Source organism: Flavobacterium hankyongi (assembly GCF_036840915.1).
In the GTDB taxonomy this organism is placed as follows: Bacteria; Bacteroidota; Bacteroidia; order Flavobacteriales; family Flavobacteriaceae; genus Flavobacterium; species Flavobacterium hankyongi.
This window is the reverse complement of record NZ_CP085725.1, coordinates 3,417,913-3,433,761: the sequence shown is the minus strand read 5'-3', so window position 1 is coordinate 3,433,761 and position 15,849 is coordinate 3,417,913. Positions and strand designations below refer to the sequence as shown.

At 30.7% G+C, this 15,849-nt stretch carries 18 protein-coding genes, 3 tRNA genes and 1 riboswitch; of the genes, 11 read left to right on the top strand and 10 right to left on the bottom strand.

The window, feature by feature from the left end; all coding sequences use genetic code 11:
* Window positions 1–40: 40 nt before the first annotated feature.
* From LJY17_RS15705 to LJY17_RS15695, 3 genes are read left to right on the top strand one after another with little or no spacing between them, the layout of a single operon-like run.
* A complete protein-coding gene (locus tag LJY17_RS15705) occupies window positions 41–436 on the top strand; it encodes an RNA-binding S4 domain-containing protein (RefSeq protein ID WP_264544739.1) in 396 nt (131 codons plus the stop codon).
* Window positions 423–1,004, top strand: coding sequence for a TPMT family class I SAM-dependent methyltransferase (locus tag LJY17_RS15700; RefSeq protein WP_264544738.1), 582 nt, complete (start codon window positions 423–425; stop codon window positions 1,002–1,004). The genes LJY17_RS15705 and LJY17_RS15700 overlap by 14 nt, the downstream gene beginning before the upstream one ends.
* A 3-nt stretch (window positions 1,005–1,007) precedes the next feature.
* Window positions 1,008–1,505, top strand: a complete 498-nt coding sequence (locus LJY17_RS15695) for a phosphoribosyltransferase domain-containing protein (protein ID WP_264544737.1) — start codon at window positions 1,008–1,010, stop codon at window positions 1,503–1,505.
* Here the strand turns inward: LJY17_RS15695 and LJY17_RS15690 are convergent.
* Window positions 1,497–2,012, bottom strand: a complete 516-nt coding sequence (locus tag LJY17_RS15690; RefSeq protein ID WP_264544736.1) for a shikimate kinase — start codon at window positions 2,010–2,012, stop codon at window positions 1,497–1,499. The two genes, LJY17_RS15695 and LJY17_RS15690, sit on opposite strands and share 9 nt — an antisense overlap.
* A gap of 127 nt (window positions 2,013–2,139) precedes the next feature.
* On the opposite strand from LJY17_RS15690, the gene LJY17_RS15685 reads away from it, so the two are divergent.
* The 3 genes from LJY17_RS15685 to LJY17_RS15675 all read left to right on the top strand — a co-directional run bounded on the left by LJY17_RS15685 (window position 2,140) and on the right by LJY17_RS15675 (window position 2,438).
* A tRNA-Lys gene (locus tag LJY17_RS15685) sits at window positions 2,140–2,212 on the top strand.
* Window positions 2,213–2,245: 33 nt separating this feature from the next.
* Window positions 2,246–2,318: transfer RNA gene (locus LJY17_RS15680), tRNA-Lys, on the top strand.
* Between the two features lie 38 nt (window positions 2,319–2,356).
* Window positions 2,357–2,438: transfer RNA gene (locus LJY17_RS15675), tRNA-Leu, on the top strand.
* Between the two features lie 23 nt (window positions 2,439–2,461).
* On the opposite strand, the gene LJY17_RS15670 is transcribed toward LJY17_RS15675, so the two are convergent.
* Entirely contained in the window at window positions 2,462–3,598 is a 1,137-nt protein-coding gene (locus LJY17_RS15670; protein ID WP_264544735.1) for a lycopene cyclase family protein, read from the bottom strand.
* A gap of 76 nt (window positions 3,599–3,674) precedes the next feature.
* Here LJY17_RS15670 and LJY17_RS15665 point away from each other — a divergent pair, with 76 nt between their 5' ends.
* Genes LJY17_RS15665 through LJY17_RS15650 form a run of 4 tightly spaced genes read left to right on the top strand, consistent with a single transcriptional unit; the run spans window position 3,675 to window position 7,387 of the window.
* Window positions 3,675–4,574, top strand: a complete 900-nt coding sequence (locus LJY17_RS15665; RefSeq protein WP_264544734.1) for a MerR family transcriptional regulator — start codon at window positions 3,675–3,677, stop codon at window positions 4,572–4,574.
* Between the two features lie 52 nt (window positions 4,575–4,626).
* The gene (locus tag LJY17_RS15660) at window positions 4,627–6,087 is read left to right on the top strand and encodes a phytoene desaturase family protein (RefSeq protein ID WP_264544733.1); all 1,461 of its coding nucleotides are present in this window, start codon (window positions 4,627–4,629) and stop codon (window positions 6,085–6,087) included.
* A 9-nt stretch (window positions 6,088–6,096) separates the two neighbouring features.
* Entirely contained in the window at window positions 6,097–6,936 is an 840-nt protein-coding gene (locus LJY17_RS15655; RefSeq protein WP_264544732.1) for a phytoene/squalene synthase family protein, read from the top strand.
* Between the two features lies 1 nt (window position 6,937).
* The gene (locus LJY17_RS15650; RefSeq protein WP_264544731.1) at window positions 6,938–7,387 is read left to right on the top strand and encodes a sterol desaturase family protein; all 450 of its coding nucleotides are present in this window, start codon (window positions 6,938–6,940) and stop codon (window positions 7,385–7,387) included.
* A gap of 26 nt (window positions 7,388–7,413) precedes the next feature.
* Here the strand turns inward: LJY17_RS15650 and LJY17_RS15645 are convergent, their stop codons facing one another.
* The 4 genes from LJY17_RS15645 to LJY17_RS15630 are packed head-to-tail and all read right to left on the bottom strand — an operon-like array spanning window position 7,414 to window position 9,493.
* On the bottom strand, window positions 7,414–7,950 hold the full coding sequence (locus tag LJY17_RS15645) for a DUF4252 domain-containing protein (RefSeq protein ID WP_264544730.1): 537 nt from the start codon (window positions 7,948–7,950) through the stop codon (window positions 7,414–7,416).
* A gap of 7 nt (window positions 7,951–7,957) precedes the next feature.
* Window positions 7,958–8,485 (bottom strand): DUF4252 domain-containing protein, encoded by a 528-nt coding sequence (locus LJY17_RS15640; RefSeq protein WP_264544857.1) that lies wholly within the window; start codon window positions 8,483–8,485, stop codon window positions 7,958–7,960.
* 56 nt (window positions 8,486–8,541) lie between these two features.
* Window positions 8,542–8,997 carry a hypothetical protein gene (locus LJY17_RS15635; RefSeq protein ID WP_264544729.1) on the bottom strand — a complete coding sequence of 152 codons (456 nt, stop codon included), beginning with the start codon at window positions 8,995–8,997 and terminating at the stop codon, window positions 8,542–8,544.
* Window positions 8,984–9,493 (bottom strand): RNA polymerase sigma factor, encoded by a 510-nt coding sequence (locus LJY17_RS15630; RefSeq protein WP_264544728.1) that lies wholly within the window; start codon window positions 9,491–9,493, stop codon window positions 8,984–8,986. Before LJY17_RS15630 ends, LJY17_RS15635 begins: the two co-directional genes overlap by 14 nt.
* Before the next feature lie 108 nt (window positions 9,494–9,601).
* Here LJY17_RS15630 and LJY17_RS15625 point away from each other — a divergent pair, with 108 nt between their 5' ends.
* Window positions 9,602–11,032 (top strand): S41 family peptidase, encoded by a 1,431-nt coding sequence (locus tag LJY17_RS15625; RefSeq protein WP_264544727.1) that lies wholly within the window; start codon window positions 9,602–9,604, stop codon window positions 11,030–11,032.
* 155 nt (window positions 11,033–11,187) lie between these two features.
* Here LJY17_RS15625 and LJY17_RS15620 read toward each other — a convergent pair whose 3' ends face one another.
* The 4 genes from LJY17_RS15620 to LJY17_RS15605 all read right to left on the bottom strand — a co-directional run bounded on the left by LJY17_RS15620 (window position 11,188) and on the right by LJY17_RS15605 (window position 15,848).
* Window positions 11,188–12,249, bottom strand: coding sequence for a DUF5074 domain-containing protein (locus LJY17_RS15620; RefSeq protein ID WP_264544726.1), 1,062 nt, complete (start codon window positions 12,247–12,249; stop codon window positions 11,188–11,190).
* 4 nt (window positions 12,250–12,253) lie between these two features.
* The gene (locus LJY17_RS15615) at window positions 12,254–14,119 is read right to left on the bottom strand and encodes a TonB-dependent receptor plug domain-containing protein (RefSeq protein WP_264544725.1); all 1,866 of its coding nucleotides are present in this window, start codon (window positions 14,117–14,119) and stop codon (window positions 12,254–12,256) included.
* Window positions 14,120–14,148: 29 nt separating this feature from the next.
* Window positions 14,149–14,356, bottom strand: a riboswitch (cobalamin riboswitch).
* Window positions 14,357–14,547: 191 nt separating this feature from the next.
* On the bottom strand, window positions 14,548–15,066 hold the full coding sequence (gene cobC / locus LJY17_RS15610) for an alpha-ribazole phosphatase (protein WP_264544724.1): 519 nt from the start codon (window positions 15,064–15,066) through the stop codon (window positions 14,548–14,550).
* Window positions 15,051–15,848, bottom strand: a complete 798-nt coding sequence (locus LJY17_RS15605; RefSeq protein WP_264544723.1) for an adenosylcobinamide-GDP ribazoletransferase — start codon at window positions 15,846–15,848, stop codon at window positions 15,051–15,053. The genes cobC and LJY17_RS15605 overlap by 16 nt, the downstream gene beginning before the upstream one ends.
* Between the last annotated feature and the right edge of the window lies 1 nt (window position 15,849).

The window sequence follows — 15,849 nt, the reverse complement described above, 5'->3', positions numbered from 1 at the left end:
TTATTTTTGCTTTAAATTTTAACTTAGTTTTTTAAAATTTATGCGCATAGATAAGTACTTGTGGTGTATTCGTTATTACAAAACGAGAAATATGGCCACCGAAGCATGCAAAAAAAACCATGTAACGGTTAATGACAATATTGTTAAGCCTTCAAAAGATATTTTACCTGGAGACAAAATCACTTTCAGAAAAGATCAAATCACATATATAATAAAAGTACTAGCTATTCCTGACAATCGTGTTGGCGCTAAACTAGTCGATCTATACAGAATAGATCAAACACCTCCTGAAGCTTTTGCGCATTTAGAGATGCTTAAGTTATCCAAAGAACATTATAGAAAAACTGGAGTTGGAAGACCTACTAAAAAAGATCGTCGTGACTTAGACGAATTTGAATTTGAAACTGATAACGATTGGGACAATGAAATTGAATAGTAATTATTGGGAAAATCGATATAACCAAAACGATATCCCTTGGGATAGTGGAAAAATAACAACACCATTAAAGGAGTATTTTAACCAAATCAAGGATAAAAATATTAAAATATTGATCCCTGGCTGTGGCAATAGCCATGAATTTAAGTACTTAATAGATAATGGATTTAAAAATGTTTTTGTTTTAGACTATGCTGAAAGTCCTATTGAGAATCTTAAAAAAGAAACATCAGAAGCTTTTCACGGAAATATACTAAAACAAGATTTTTTTGAACATCAAGAAAAATATGATCTAATTATTGAACAAACTTTCTTTTGTGCATTAGATCCTATTTTAAGGAAAGACTATGTAACAAAAATGTATTCTCTACTTCAAAACAAAGGTAAATTAGTTGGCTTACTGTTTCAATTTCCTCTAACCGAATCAGGACCTCCATTTGGAGGAAGTAAAGAAGAATACATAAACTTATTTTCAGATTTATTTGAAATAAAGACATTAGAAACCGCTCATAATTCTATAAAACCCAGACTAGGAAACGAACTCTTTTTTATCTTTACAAAAAAATAACCCATGACTCAGAATATTATACTAAATCATCAGGAAATTGAATTTAAAATTAAACGAATAGCCTATCAAATTTATGAAACTTTCATTAATGATGAGGAAATCATAATTGCAGGAATTCATGGCAATGGAAGTGTTTTTGCACAAAAACTTTCAAATGTTTTAAAAAGCATCTCTCCTTTAAAAGTTACTTTGTGCGAAGTAATGATTGATAAAAAAAATCCAAACTCTACCATAACAACTTCGATTGATAAATCTCTTTACGAAAACAAAGGTCTAGTTCTTGTTGATGATGTACTTAATTCAGGAACTACATTAATATATGGTGTCAAACATTTTCTTGACGTTCCTTTAAACAAATTTAAAACCGCTGTACTTGTCGATCGTAACCACAAAAAATACCCCGTAAAAGCTGATTTTAAAGGAATTTCACTATCAACTTCTATTTTAGAACATGTTCAGGTCGTTTTTGAAGAGAATAACGATTATGCTTACCTAGAATAGTTTTTGAATTTCAGAAACAATTTCTTCAGGTGATTTTTCATCAGTCACAACTGTGTATTTGCATTGATTATAAAAATAGCTTCTATCAAAAAGATGTTTTGCTATAAATTCAAATGTTTCTTCATCCTTTAAACTTTGCAGCAGAGGTCTTTTTGCTATTTCATTTTTCAATCTTGAAACGAGCACAGGAATACTTGTTTTTAAATATACCGAAAACACATCATCATTTGCTAAAAACAAATGATTGTTTGCATAACAAGGCGTACCTCCTCCCGTACTTAAAACATATGATTCATCACTTTCGATAATTCTCTTAAAAACTTCGTGCTCTTTTTTTCTAAAAAACACTTCACCTTCCTCAGAAAATATCTCTCCAACCGATTTTTTCATCTCATTTTCAATCAAAAAATCTAAATCATAAAACGGTAGTCCTAAGTTTTTAGCTAAAATTTCACCTGTTTTGGACTTCCCTGATCCCATGTAACCTATTAAAACAATTTTCCTCATAAATATAAAAGCCTATAAATAAACACTTTGAAAACAATTTTTAAAAAAACTCAAATTTATCATTAATTTAGTTTGAAATGTTAAAAATAAGGTATTATATTTGCACCCGCAATCAGGAAATGATTTAGACTCCGTAGCTCAGTTGGTAGAGCACATCACTTTTAATGATGGGGTCCTGGGTTCGAGCCCCAGCGGGGTCACAAATTTGACCGAATTAATTTCTTGAAAGCTTAGACTCCGTAGCTCAGTTGGTAGAGCACATCACTTTTAATGATGGGGTCCTGGGTTCGAGCCCCAGCGGGGTCACAAAAAGTCAAACATAATGTTTGACTTTTTTTGTTTCTGGCCATGTGGAGGAATTGGTAGACTCGCCATCTTGAGGGGGTGGTGCTGCAAGGCGTATGGGTTCGAGTCCCATCATGGTCACAAAATCCGCTAGTTGCGGATTTTTATTTAAAAATTCTTCGAAAAAAAGATTTTATAAACTCCTTTTTAGGACAACTTAAAATCACTCGAAAATCTTCTAAGATAGATGTTTTTTCATCCAAAAACTTCAAAATTAAGTTAGGATTAGATGTGGTAAACATTGAAGAGAAAATTTGCTTACCTAAGAAATTTTTTCTGTAAAGCACATCTACAAATAAATCATCATAAAAAGTAAACCTGTTAGATTTTTTGAACTCCCTGAAATCAATACTCTTTTCATTAAAAAATTCGACAACTTTTTTACTTTCTCTATCAGTATTTGAAAATGTAAATCCAGAACTCGCTTTTGTCCATCCACCAACTGTACCAATGTTTAGAATTTTTTTTGTGTTGTTTTTCCAAAAAGGATAAGCTGTCATCGGTATATTACCTTTTTCTTTAGAAATTATTTCAAATGTTTCTATTCCAAAATTCTCTAAATAAGTTTTTATTTCAGATTCATATTCATCAGAACCTAATACTTCTGACGAGAAAAGTGTATATTCTATTAGTGCTTCTTTTTCGGATACCGGTAACACATACATAAACCGCGTATTCCCTCTTTGAGGTACAGAAAAATCCATAAAAAGTGCTTCCGCAGGATTAAAACACTTTTTCTCACTCCTTATAAACCAACCCACAAAATGCTGCTGTAACAAAGGAAACTTTTCTTGGTTTTTTAATTCATTATAATCAAAAACAGAATTGAAAAGATATGAACCTACATAATTAGTTTCTTTAGTTTCTACAATTACAGAATCTTTATCTTCGGCAAAAGAAACAAACTTTTCTTTTATCCACTTTATGTTGTAGTCTTTTGTAATTTCTTTATAATAATTGTAGAAACTTTTTGATTCTATCATCTTATATGACAAACCATTCAAGCAATCTATTTTTACTGATTGATTTATAAAAAAAGCTTTATCCCATTTATGTTTTAAAATTTCATCCCATTTGCCTTTCCCTTCTTCCCAAAAACACCAGGTTCTGTCATTTATATTCTTATCGTCGGGCTCAATCACTAATACATTTTTATTTTCTAAAATACCTTCTTCTGCCATTTTAATGATTGTCATCATAGCTGCCAAACCTAATCCAGAAAATATAAAATCGTACTTCATCTATTAATGATTTTAACAAAAATAAACATTCTAAATCATTATTTTATTAAATTTGTTTAACAAATAAGTAAAAATAATGAACAATATAAAGTCTGTTTTCAGTATTAAGGATCTTGAAAACCTTTCTGGAATTAAAGCACACACAATACGTATTTGGGAAAAAAGATATAATGTTTTAGAACCAATGCGAACTGACACCAACATAAGAGTGTATGATAGCAACAATTTACAAAAGTTGTTAAACATCACTTTACTTCACAATCATGGCTATAAAATATCTAAAATATCCAAAAACAATAGTAAAGAAATATCTGAATTAGTCAAAAAAATAATAACCGAAAAAAATGCAAGAAACCACGCCTTAAATGCATTTAAATTGGCAATGATGAACTTTGATCAGACACTTTTTACAACGACCTACAACGAATTACTATCCAAAAAGACTTTTAAAGATGTGTTTGTTGAAGTTTTTATCCCTTTAATGGAAGAGATTGGACTTTTATGGCAAACAGAAACCATATCACCTGCACACGAACACTTCATTAGCCATTTGATTAAACAAAAAATCCTTGTTAACACAGAAATACTTCAAAACTCAAACCCCACTAAAAATGATAAAGTATTTGTACTTTTCTTACCTGAAAATGAAATTCACGAACTAGGTCTTTTATATTTAAACTACGAATTAGTCTATAATGGCTATAAAACCATATATTTATCTGAAAGTATTCCGTTAGAGGATCTAGAAAGTATGCCAAATTATTTTGAAAATATTTGCTATTTGACCTATACAACTGTAGAGCCAGACAAGGATAATATCAATAATTATATAAAAGAATTTAATGACAAAATATTATCACTAGGTAATTCTGAATTATGGATTGTAGGTAGATTAACAAACTATATTGATGATTCAAAATTAAATTCATTAATAAAGATATTTAGAAACACTCCTGAAGTCTTAACAGAAATTTAAGAATTGTTTAAAGATAATTTTGTTTAACTTTATATTACTTTTGTTGAACAAAATGAAAAAAAGTATTGCAATTATAGGTTCAGGGTTTTCTTCGTTAGCTAGCGCTTGCTATTTGGCAAAAACAGGTTACGAAGTAACTATTTATGAAAAAAATGAAACCATTGGCGGTAGAGCCAGACAATTCAAAAAAGAAGGATTTACTTTTGATATTGGTCCAACTTGGTATTGGATGCCTGATGTTTTCGAGCGTTTTTTCAATGATTTCAACAAAAAACCATCTGATTATTACGAATTGATTAAGTTGTCACCTGCCTATCAGGTTTATTTTGGAATAAATGACTACATAACCATTGCAGATAATTTAGATGACATTAAACAAACTTTCGAAACAATTGAGCCTGAAAGTAGTACAAAATTAGAAAGTTTCATAAAAGAAGCTAAAAGCAATTATGAAATTGCCATTAAAGAATTAGTCTATCGTCCAGGAGAATCAGCTTTAGAATTAGTAACACTAGAAACTGCTAAAAAAGTCAACCAATTTTTTAGTACTATTTCAAAAGATGTTAGAAGCAAATTCAAAAACAAAAGACTAATTCAGATTCTTGAATTTCCTGTTTTATTTCTTGGTGCTAAACCCTCTAACACACCATCTTTTTACAGTTTCATGAATTACGCCGATTTTGGTCTTGGTACTTTTCATCCAAAAAATGGAATGTATAGTGTAATTCTAGCTATGGAAGAATTAGCAAAAGAACTTGGGGTAAAAATTAAGACAAAAGCGAATGTTGAAAAAATTGAAGTTGAAAATGGTAAAGCATCAGCCATAATCGTGAACGGAAATATAGTTGAGGCTGATATTGTTTTGTCTGGTGCAGATTATCATCATTCAGAAACTTTATTAGACACGAAACACAGAGCATATTCTGAAAAGTATTGGGATAAAAAAACCTTTGCTCCTTCATCACTCCTATTTTATGTAGGTTTTGATAAAAAAATAAAAAATGTAGAGCATCATTCATTATTTTTTGATGTAGATTTTGATATTCATGCTCAAGATATATATGACAATCCAAAATGGCCTGAAGATCCGTTATTTTATGCAAGTTTTCCCTCAAAAACCGATAGCAATTCGGCACCAGAAGGAAAAGAAGCAGGTATCTTTTTAATTCCATTAGCACCAGGCCTTAATGACACTCCAGAATTAAGAGAACTCTATTTTGACAAAATAATAACGCGATTAGAAAAACTAACTCAACAAGAAATAAAATCAAGCATAGTATTTAAAGAATCATTTTGTGTAAATGATTTTATAAAAGAATATAACTCCTACAAGGGAAATGCATATGGTATGGCCAATACACTTTTACAAACGGCTTTTCTTCGCCCTAAATTACGAAGCAAAAAAGTAAAAGGCTTATACTTTACAGGACAATTAACAGTTCCAGGGCCTGGTGTACCTCCAGCATTAATTTCTGGAAAATTAGTAGCTCAACTAATCGAAAAATATTCTTAAACAACGCCTATGAAAGCATTATTCGACAAAGTATCCAATGATTGCAGTAAGATTGTAACTAAAACTTACAGCACTTCATTTTCTACAGCTGTAAAAATGCTGGCTCCAAGTATCCGTCAAGATATTTACAATGTTTATGGGTTTGTTCGCTTGGCAGATGAAATTGTAGATTCTTTTCATGATTTTGATAAAGAAGCTCTTTTTTCGATGTTTGAGTCAGAATTAAAACTAGCAATTGAACAAAAAATCAGCTTAAATCCTGTATTAAATTCATTTCAACATACGGCTCATAAATACAATATTCCTATGGAATTAATAGACTCTTTTATGAATAGCATGCGATTGGATTTAACTAAAAGTATTTATGCTACACGAGAAGAGTACGAGAATTATATTTATGGCAGTGCTGATGTTGTAGGCTTAATGTGCCTCAAAGTTTTTGTAAAAGGTAATGATGAGCTCTATGAAAAATTAAAAAAACCGGCAATGAAATTAGGCTCAGCTTTTCAAAAAGTTAATTTCTTGAGGGATTTAAAAGCCGATTTTGAGGATTTAGACAGAACATATTTTCCTAATACAGATTTAAAAAACCTCAACGAAGAATCAAAACAAACAATCATAAAAGATATTGAAGAAGATTTTAGAGAAGGTTTCGAAGGCATAAAAAATCTACCTCTTGAAGCTAAATTTGGTGTTTATACTGCGTATATTTATTATAAAAAATTACTAACAAAATTAAAAAGAACTCCTTCATCTGAAATAAAAAACACCAGAATTAGAGTTCCAGATTATCAAAAAGTAAGTTTACTTGCTAATTGTTATGTAAAATATAGATTAAACCTTTTATAAAATGATAATTCACGTTATAGTATTTATATTAACATTTTGTTTCATGGAGTTTATGGCTTGGTTTAGCCATAAATATATAATGCATGGGTTTTTATGGTATTTACATGCTGATCATCATAAAAAAGATCATGAGTCGTGGTTTGAAAGAAATGATGCTTTTTTTATTTTTTATGCTTTAGTAAGTATCGGTTTTTTTCTTTTATGGAAATATAACATTCTCAACATAGGATTAGCGATTGGTGTAGGCATTTTTGTCTATGGTTTGGCTTACTTTATGGTTCATGATATTTTTATTCATCAACGATTTAAACTTTTTAGAAATGCTAACAATCGTTATGCCCGTGCCGTGAGAAGAGCTCATAAAATGCATCACAAACACATCGGCAAAGAAGATGGAGAATGTTTTGGCATGTTACTTTTTCCTTGGAAATATTATAAAGAAACTAAATAAAAAAAGCGACCAAAAGGTCGCTTTTTTTATTTGAACAATTCCTGTAAAGGTTTTAACTGCTCGACATCTATTTTTGATTTTTGCATTAGTTTCAGCATTTCCATAACAGCTGTAGGATTCATATCATTTCCAGTGATTCTTATAACTGCTAATCCGTTTTCTGCTCTATTTCCATATAAGATAAACTCATCTATATGTTCGTCTTTACCAATGCATTTAAATTCGGCACCATCTTTACCCATACTTACCTTTATCAAAGATTCGTATTTTTTATCTTTTAATATTGAAGATATTTTTCTCTTTTCTGCTTCAAATTGAATTTGATTTTTATCATCAGCTTTAAAAGTCAAAATATTCACTTTATCAAAAGATTCTAGTACTTCTTTTTCATTTGAAGAAAGCTTTGTTTTTTCTAGATTTAAAATATTAGGAGTTACATCTAACACTGTAAAATCTTTGTTTTCGCTTTTTTCTACAAAATATTTCTGAAGTGTAGGTTCATTTTTACAACCTACTATAAGTAATACTAAACCTAATGAAACATATTTTACAACACTTTTCATAAGCTTTTTATTTACTCGCTTTTTTTAATTCCTCTCCACCAGGAAGATTCATACGATTAGTTAATGTAGACAATTCATTAATATCAAAGTTTCCCGTTAATGACATTAATACAGTCTCGTTACCTTTTGCGTTTGTTCCTTCAATAAACATAAGCAATTCCTTAACCTGTGAATCTGAATTTCCTGATTTCACATAAATCTTAACGTTTTTACCGCCATCATTTACTCTCATCAACTCTTCTAAATTAGTTGATTTTAAGTATTTGTCAACATTACCTCGCATATCTGCAGTAGTTTTATTACTTGAAGTCATAAACACTTTCAAATTGTCTAACTTTTTAATTAAAGCTAAATATTTTTGAGCATCTTTATCCGAAGCTTCCATTTTCACTTTACTCATTAAATCGAACATTTTTTTGTTTACCACAATAGAAGTAACTCCCTCTTGGCCATCATATTTGTCAAATAATGTTTGTGCTTGACTAAAAAATGGTAACAAAATAAATGTTGCTATTATAACTATTCGTTTACTCATAGATATTGATTTATTTTTTTGGAATTCGTGAATCTTTGATTTCATGATTGATAATTTTAATTATTGTTTTTAAATACTCTGTTTTTTGCATTCTCGTACTCTTGTACATACTTAACACTTTCTATACCAATGTTTACATTTTGTGACAATAGAGCCAATGCCTTTTGAGTTTGTTCAAATGCTTCCTGTGGATTTTCATAACTCCCTAGTTCATTTTTAACCTCTTGAGGTTGGATACTATTCATATAAAAAGTAATCATTCCAAGCAAAATTACCGTTGAAGCTGCTATTGAAATCCACATGCTCTTTTTACTTACTTTTTGTTGTGGAAAATCTTTAGTGAATTCATCTAATTTAGCTTGAGAGAAGTAACCAAACATAGCCTTATATTGCTCTAAATGTGGCGCCACATTTGGAGATGAAAAGTAGCTGCGCAACTCCTTTTCTTCGGCCAGAGAGGTTTCTCCTTGAAAGTATTTTTCTATAAATATTTCTATTTTATTGTAATCCATAATTATGGGTATTAATCATTTTTTCACGTATTGCTTTTCGGGCTCTTGATAAAGCTACTCGAACAGCAGTTTCATTCATTCCTAAAACTTCAGCAATTTTTTCAAACTCGTACTCTTCTATATCTCGCATCTGAATAACTAATTTTTGCTGTTCTGGCAAATCATTGATCCATTTTTCAACCCAATTCAAAGAATCCTGATCTTCAATTTTTTTATGCAATTCAGCGCTTTGCTCAGTATAGTTATTATGTACAATTTTCAAATTTGTTGCTCGTTTAGATTTCAAAACATCTAAACAATGATTTTTGGTAATTGTCATTGCGTAAGCTTCAACACTTCCATACTCTTTCAGAGCATCGTTTTTATTCCAAAGTTTTATGAGAACGTCTTGAGTTGCATCTTCTGCTTCTTCATTACTAACAAGGAGTCTTTTAGCCAATCTGAACAGCTTATCCTTAAACGGTTTTATAGTATTTAAAAATTCAGATTGGTTCATTTAATTGACTTGTTATATTAGCTAGACGATTGATAAAATGTTTTGTTACATTAACTTTAAAATAATTTTTAACTCACTAAATTTACAGAAATTAAAAATCAATAAAAAATGAAAGCTTTCACTAAATCAATACTTTTTCTATTGCTTTTTGGTGCATTTATAATTTCTTGTGAAGACTATGACGATAACCCTTCAAGCTATCCTATACAAAACTTTATATGGAAAGGATTAAATGGTTATTATTTATATCAACCAGATATCCCAGATTTAAGTGATTCAAAATTCTATATACAAAAAGACTTAGATAATTATTTAAGTAATTTTTCATCACCAAAATCATTATTCGAAAGTTTAATATATCAACGAAGCACAATTGACAAATACAGTGTACTTTACAGCGACTATACAAAACTTGAACAAGCGCTAAGTGGTTCTAGTGACAGTAATGGGTTAGAATATGGTTTAAATTATAAATCTGGCAGTACTACTGATATTTTTGGATGGGTAAAATATATTATGCCGAATTCTGATGCTTCCACAAAAAACATTCAACGAGGAACAATCTTTTATGCTGTAAATGGAACCCCATTAACGATTAGTAATTATAGAAGTCTATTAGCAAACACATCATACACATTAAATTTAGCAGACTATAATAATGGTGCAATAACGCCTAATGGGCAATCTGTTTCATTAGTAAAAGGATCCTATACAGAAAATCCAGTTTTAATAAAGAATATACATGTTCTAGGTTCACGAAAAGTTGGTTATCTAATGTATAATGGTTTTTATGGAGCCTATGAAAATCAACTTAATGATGCTTTTGGTTATTTAAAAGGTGAAGGAATTACTCATTTAGTTCTAGATTTAAGATACAATTCAGGTGGTTCAGTTGCAACAGCTACAAGACTAGCTAGTATGATTACTGGTCAATTTACTGGACAAGTTTTTGCAAAACAGCAATGGAATCCTAAGCTTATGGCTAGGCTAGATCCAAGTAGTTTAAATAATTTATTTACAAACTCAACAAACTCAGGAAGTACACTAAACAATCTAAATCTTAATAAAGTCTATATTTTAACAACTAAAAGCACCGCTTCTGCAAGCGAATTAGTGATCAATTCGCTTAAACCTTATATTGATGTTGTACAAATTGGAACAACAACTACTGGAAAAAATGTAGGCTCGATAACCTTGTATGACTCTGATGATTACACAAAACAAAATATAAATCCAGATCATAAATATGCAATGCAACCTATTGTCCTTAAGATTGTAGACAAAAACGGCTTTGGAGATTATGCGCAAGGTATTAGTCCTACTTCACAAAATACATTAGCAGAAAACATTGGTAATTTAGGAATCCTTGGTAATGCAAGCGAACCTTATCTTGCTAAAGTACTTGACCTTATTGCTAATGGTGGGAAAATGGCTATTCCTAAAACATTTAAAGTATTTAATGAAGTTTCAGAAATTGGAGAACGTGATTTAAGTAAAGAAATGTATATCAATGAAATTCCTTTAAAAAAACAATTTTGATGTTTTCTCCTTTGTGCAATAAACCTCTACTTCCCATAATTTTTACTCAAAATATAGATGAGCAACATTATGTTTTATTATAAAAACAATTCATTTTACAAAACAAAACGTCCCTTTCATTGAAAGGGACGTTTTGTTTAAATTAAGTTATCAAACTAGTTGTTAAAATAAAAACCATTTGGACCGACACCTACTGTTAAAGTCTTTTTCAAAGTTCCTGTTAAAGAATAAATATAAGCATTACTATTCGCAGTAAAATCACCACCATCAGCAATGTAAATATTATCGTTATTTACAGAGAAACCATACATTTTACCATAAACTGATGTAGAAGAATAAGTTAAAATAGCTGTGGTTGAAGCCGCAGAAGCTGTAATATCCATTGCATAAACAGATGTATCTACTGTATAATAGATTTTATTGTTATAAATATCCAAGTTTTTAGCATCGTTTAATGCAGCGGGAAACACAACATTGCTCAATGTACTGTCAGACAATTTCACTTTAACTATTTCGCTTGGTCCTCCATAAGGACTTCTTAACACATATAAAATTCCATTATGTACCTCCATAGTATCTGCATCAGAACCTACAGCAATAGGTGCTTCTACAGTATTTGTAGTAGGGTTTACAACTAAAACATTAGTGTTATTATAAGGCTCTGTAATGTATAGTTTTCCATTTTCTAACACAATTCTATTCGCTGTAGCATTTAATGGAATTGTAGATTCTACAGTATTCGTAGAAAGATTAATAACCGCAACATAATCATCCGTATTTCCAGTTGTTGGATTCGCATAAGAATAAGTGTTTGCATTAGTAACGTAAGCCTTACCATCTTTTACCACACCATATCTTGGTGCCACGAGACCTGTTTCAATTTTAGCAACTAATTTGAAAGTTACTCTATTCACTACAGTAATTTTATTAGAACCACCAGCAATGATATACGCATTATCTCCATTAAAAAATATAGATTGAACATATTTACCAAACAAATCCCCTGGATTTACAGTTCCATAAACGTCTTGCATAAAACTACCTAAATCATTACTTATAAAAGATACTGAACCTTGCCCCGAACCTCCTTCATTTAAGATAAAAGCACCATTAGTATAGACTTTTGAATCATCTGGAGCATTATCATCATTATCACTACATGAAAGAAATACTGACATACTAGTTAGAGCAACTAAAAACATTTTATTGAACTTCATTTTACTAAAATTTAAGTGTTATATATAAATTAAAATTTCTACCTGGAAACGGCCTATCTTCCAAGCTTTGGTATTTTTCATTAAACAAATTCAGAACCTGAAAACCTACTTTAGAAGAATTTAAAAATTCAAAATCATAGTCGATTCCAGCATTTGATACTTTATAAGCTTTTATGATTTGCTTTGGATCATTATCTGATCTGGTATATACAAATCCATTATATAAAAATTGATAATTAGCAGAAATTTTTTTGTAAGAATAAGCAATTGTCCCAGTCATTTTATGGAAAGGGACGAAGAAAAGCTGTTTTTTGGTTTCTTGATTTTCTGAAATGGTATAAGCATAGGTTCCGTTTATTCTAAAATTGTGCTTCCCAAAATTGTTTGCCCATCCCAACAAGGTTTCTGCTCCATAAGTATTTACCCTATCGGTATTTTGCGGAGACCAGCCTCCTGATACATTTCCAGGAACCCAATTAATCATGTCTTTTATCTTAATAAAATAAAATGTTTGAGACAAGGTTATTTTTTTATATGAAAATACATTTCCAAGCTCAGCTTCATAAGCACTTTCGGGTTTCAAATTTGGGTTTCCGTAATCTGAAGTTCCTATCCAGTACAAATCATTAAAAGTTGGGATTCTATAGTTTTTAGAAAAATTAGCCTTTAGAGTATAAAAATGACCGAAAGCATATGAACTTCCCAATGAAAACAACAATGGACTTTGATAATTATTGGTAACCTCTTTTCTAACACCAAACTCATTTTGCCATTTATTCGGAACATTAAGTTTGACCATTACTGCACCAGAGCCAATTTCTCTAACATTACTGCCAAAACTAGTTCCAAATCCTTTGGTACGATTATAATCTAGTGTGCTGTAAACCTTTAAAGACTCAATCAATTTATAGCTTAAATTTAGTTTAGTTATCACACATTCTGATTTACCAAAACTAAAGTAGTTGCTGTTTATATCTCCAAAGTATTTGTAGTTTTCAAAAATGTAGGCCGATTTAAAATTGGCAGAAAACCTATTGTAATCTCCTACATACTCTATCAAGTTTCGGCTAAAGCTATTGACATATTTTGTTTTTGAATCAGATTCGGAAATCAAAGAAAGGTGTCTATCGGTATCTGAAGTTTGAGTATAGAGTTTCAGAATATTATGTTGGTTTATTTTGTAACCAACGTTTGCGTTTAGACTTGTATTAAAATATTCTCCATTTAAATTTTTTCTTTGAATTCCTTTCCATGTATATAATCCAACGTAAGGGTAGTCATTTTTAGAAACATTATATGAAAATCCAATTTGTGCGTTCCACTTTTCATTGGAAACATTCATTTTATAATTCGTCCCAAATGTATTGAAGCTACCATAAGCGATTCTAAAATCATTAACAAACTGTTTTTTAAAAATCAAATCGTTGTTCAAATGCACTGTACCACCAATAGCACCACTACCATACAACACACTTCCTCCTCCAGCTTTTACATCGATAGAATTAAAATCATTAGGAGTAATGGTATTAAAATCTGTATTTCCATTTAGCTGTGAATTGATATTAATTCCGTTCCAAACAACTGCAGTTTGTGATGCTGTTGTCCCTCTAAAAGAAACGGTAGATAACATTCCCCGACCATATTCTTTAAAATAAATAACACTATTGTAGTTTAATAAGCTTGAAAGAGATGATTGATTTTTATTAATTATCGAATCGTTAATAGCCAAAATAGATTGCGATTGATTATTGTTTTTCAAATAAACATCAGAAACGACAACTTCCTTAATTTGATGAATAGTATCGCTCTGCGCAGAAATACATTGGCACAGTAATAAAAAACAAAATAAAAACAGCTTTTTAGCAGTCATAATTTCTAAACCTTTTTTCCCGAAAGTTTGATAATTTATGTACTAGGCAGGTCTCCTGGCTCGCGTCTTGTTGTTTACCTTCCCATCTCTTTGTTTTAAAACGAGACAGTGGTGTGTGTAGATAACAACAAGCTTCATAGCTTACAGTTGCGGGTACAGCTTAGGTATTTCACCTAATTCCCTTTTAATGTGTTTTGCAAAAAAAGCAAAACAACAACCTCAATACGGATGCAAATATAACATTCCAATTAGAAATAATGCAAATTATATCTTCATTTTAAATATTTTATTAAAAAATATTAAACCAAAAAGACTATTTCTTTTTCTTTTTATATCTTTTATAAAGTATAATCGAAATCACAATAATATGAATAAATAGTATTGTGTAAAGTGCATACATGAATTCTTTTGAGTTGATATCCATAATTTTAAAGTATAATTTTAATCACTTGACCAAAATCTACTTTATTAGAAAAAGCATCTTTCAAATCAAGACTCATTTGTTTGCATAAAAAACTTCTAATTACACCAGCGTGTGTAACTATTACTAAAGAAGAAGTATCTTCTTTTTTTTCTTCGATGAAAGAAAGAACTCTATTGTACAACTCTACAAATGATTCTCCACTAGGAACATTTACATTCACAAAATCTTTCATCCATGGGTCTATTTCTTCCGAAGGAATATCGTCCCAATTTTGCAATTCCCAACTCCCGAAATTCATTTCCATCAAACGCCTGTCAACATTATAATTGGAAGTAGACAAATAATTCGCTAAAATAGTACAGCGCTGCAACGGACTCGAATAAAACAATGCTTCCGCAGGTAATTGTTTTTTTATCTCTTCAAACTGGTGCAAATAAGGCTCTAATAATTCAACATCTGCCTGACCGTAGCAAACACCTTTAGGACAAACCGTTTCTGTATGACGAACTAAATAAACTTCCATATAGCAATAGCCGATAAATAAAAAACAACTTCACAAACCTGTTGGGTGGCACCAAGACAATCTCCGGTATAACCGCCAATCCATCTTTGGAAATAACGGGCGAGATAAATCCGTATTAAAAACACAGGTATTAAAGTCAAAATAAATTGCCACTGAAAATACGACAATACAAGTAATGGAACTAATCCAAAAAAGAAAGCCCCTACCACTTCCCTCCATGTAAAACTTTTAGCAATGGGTTTACTTTTGCTGGTAGCATCTTCACGGGAATATTCGTGAGTGAACACAATGGAAACTGCTGCCAATCTACTCAAGGAGTATGCCGTAACAAATAGTAAAAGATAAATAATAGGCTGGTTTAAATTAGATTCTCCAGTCATTTTAAGAAGCCCAGTAAGAGACATTAATTTTATAAGTAAAAGCAAAAATACACCAATGGCGCCATAAGCCCCAATAGCACTGTCTTTCATAATTAATAGTATCTTCTCTTTAGTCCAGCCACCTCCAAAGCCATCACAAACATCAGCAAAACCATCTTCATGAAAAGCTCCAGTAACCAATATAGAAGTAATCATAGAAAGTAGTACCGCAATTTCAGATCCAATAAGATAATCGAACAAAATAAAGATCCCAAAAGCAACCAAACCTACTATCCAACCCACTAAAGGAAAATAACGAGAAGCTTTGTTGAGATAATCAGGGTCATGGTTAATATTTTTCGGACATGGAATCCGAGTATAAAACATCAAGGCAGTAAAAAATATATCTAGTTCTTTCTTCATA

Bases quoted from the DNA above. Each gene is read 5' to 3' on its own strand.
- LJY17_RS15615 (WP_264544725.1), bottom strand. From the start codon at position 14,119: ATGACTGCTAAAAAGCTGTTTTTATTTTGTTTTTTATTACTGTGCCAA.
- LJY17_RS15635 (WP_264544729.1), bottom strand. From the start codon at position 8,997: ATGGATTACAATAAAATAGAAATATTTATAGAAAAATACTTTCAAGGA.
- LJY17_RS15625 (WP_264544727.1), top strand. From the start codon at position 9,602: ATGAAAGCTTTCACTAAATCAATACTTTTTCTATTGCTTTTTGGTGCA.
- LJY17_RS15705 (WP_264544739.1), top strand. From the start codon at position 41: ATGCGCATAGATAAGTACTTGTGGTGTATTCGTTATTACAAAACGAGA.
- LJY17_RS15655 (WP_264544732.1), top strand. From the start codon at position 6,097: ATGAAAGCATTATTCGACAAAGTATCCAATGATTGCAGTAAGATTGTA.
- LJY17_RS15620 (WP_264544726.1), bottom strand. From the start codon at position 12,249: ATGAAGTTCAATAAAATGTTTTTAGTTGCTCTAACTAGTATGTCAGTA.
- LJY17_RS15630 (WP_264544728.1), bottom strand. From the start codon at position 9,493: ATGAACCAATCTGAATTTTTAAATACTATAAAACCGTTTAAGGATAAG.
- LJY17_RS15650 (WP_264544731.1), top strand. From the start codon at position 6,938: ATGATAATTCACGTTATAGTATTTATATTAACATTTTGTTTCATGGAG.
- LJY17_RS15695 (WP_264544737.1), top strand. From the start codon at position 1,008: ATGACTCAGAATATTATACTAAATCATCAGGAAATTGAATTTAAAATT.
- LJY17_RS15670 (WP_264544735.1), bottom strand. From the start codon at position 3,598: ATGAAGTACGATTTTATATTTTCTGGATTAGGTTTGGCAGCTATGATG.
- LJY17_RS15700 (WP_264544738.1), top strand. From the start codon at position 423: ATGAAATTGAATAGTAATTATTGGGAAAATCGATATAACCAAAACGAT.
- LJY17_RS15605 (WP_264544723.1), bottom strand. From the start codon at position 15,848: ATGAAGAAAGAACTAGATATATTTTTTACTGCCTTGATGTTTTATACT.
- cobC (WP_264544724.1), bottom strand. From the start codon at position 15,066: ATGGAAGTTTATTTAGTTCGTCATACAGAAACGGTTTGTCCTAAAGGT.
- LJY17_RS15660 (WP_264544733.1), top strand. From the start codon at position 4,627: ATGAAAAAAAGTATTGCAATTATAGGTTCAGGGTTTTCTTCGTTAGCT.
- LJY17_RS15690 (WP_264544736.1), bottom strand. From the start codon at position 2,012: ATGAGGAAAATTGTTTTAATAGGTTACATGGGATCAGGGAAGTCCAAA.
- LJY17_RS15665 (WP_264544734.1), top strand. From the start codon at position 3,675: ATGAACAATATAAAGTCTGTTTTCAGTATTAAGGATCTTGAAAACCTT.
- LJY17_RS15645 (WP_264544730.1), bottom strand. From the start codon at position 7,950: ATGAAAAGTGTTGTAAAATATGTTTCATTAGGTTTAGTATTACTTATA.
- LJY17_RS15640 (WP_264544857.1), bottom strand. From the start codon at position 8,485: ATGAGTAAACGAATAGTTATAATAGCAACATTTATTTTGTTACCATTT.